Consider the following 300-nt stretch of genomic DNA (forward strand, 5'->3'; position numbering starts at 1 on the left):
GGACACAACAAGGGCAATATTGGGGTTTGTTTGGTCGGAGGCTGTAATGCCGAGCTGCAACCAGAAGACAACTTCACGCTTGCACAGCGCAAGGCACTGTTTGGTTTGGTGGCAGCGTTACAAGAGCAGTTCTTAATTTCAGATGAGAATGTGAAGGGGCATAAAGATTGGGGCGTGAATAAAGCGTGTCATGTTTTGAAGATAAAAGCTTAAGAGCTTGAAAGCAGATGCGGGATGCGAGTAAGCGAGATTCGAAGAGCAGGAAGAGCAGTTGCGGGATTCGAGTAAGCGGGATGCGAA

General features: G+C 48.3%; 1 protein-coding gene. It reads left to right on the forward strand.

The annotated features are described in order from the left end of the window. Window positions 1-213, forward strand: a 213-nt coding sequence (locus AB4512_RS25295) for an N-acetylmuramoyl-L-alanine amidase (protein WP_372176212.1), incomplete at its 5' end; no start/stop codon positions are given. Window positions 214-300 lie beyond the last annotated feature (87 nt).

Origin of the sequence: Vibrio sp. 10N.222.52.B7, assembly GCF_041474275.1 — a bacterium.
Taxonomy (GTDB): Bacteria; Pseudomonadota; Gammaproteobacteria; order Enterobacterales; family Vibrionaceae; genus Vibrio; species Vibrio crassostreae_C.